Origin of the sequence: Corallococcus praedator (genome assembly GCF_003612125.1) — a bacterium.
Classification (GTDB): domain Bacteria; phylum Myxococcota; class Myxococcia; order Myxococcales; family Myxococcaceae; genus Corallococcus; species Corallococcus praedator.
This window is the reverse complement of record NZ_RAWI01000903.1, coordinates 1-476: the sequence shown is the minus strand read 5'-3', so window position 1 is coordinate 476 and position 476 is coordinate 1. Positions and strand designations below refer to the sequence as shown.

Genomic DNA, 476 nt, shown 5'->3' with positions numbered 1-476 from the left:
GGAAATTACCGAACAATGTGTGGTCGCCTTGACCTGGGTCTTGAAAGACACGCTGGGTGAAGAGCTGGCTGTACTCGACGACCCCGTCGAGTTTCTTGTGGGCGGAGACGACCTCCTCGCCCGTCTGGAGCAGGCCCTGCAAGGCCACTCCGCTGGCGCCAGTCTCTCCCTGCACCTGGAGCCCGAGGAGGCCTTTGGGGATTACCAGGAGAAGCTGCTCTTCCTGGAACCGCGGACCCTGTTCCCCGCAGACATCGAAGAAGGCATGACCTTCGAAGGCTCTGCATTGCCCCAAGGCAGCAACCCCGAAGCACCGCGCGATGCGCTCTATACCGTGGCGCAGCTGTACCCCGACCATGTGGTGCTGGACGGCAACCACCCGCTCGCGGGCATCGCACTGCGGCTGCACCTCACCGTGCATGGCGTGCGTGACGCCACCGAGGAGGAAATCGGGCGAGGCACGGCCGGCACCGGGT

Annotated in this window: 1 protein-coding gene; it reads left to right on the top strand. The window is 64.5% G+C overall.

The genetic code is table 11. The features are described 5' to 3' along the window. Positions 1-40 precede the first annotated feature (40 nt). A partial coding sequence (locus D7Y13_RS42340) for an FKBP-type peptidyl-prolyl cis-trans isomerase (RefSeq protein ID WP_208734593.1) occupies positions 41-476 on the top strand: 436 nt, incomplete at its 3' end.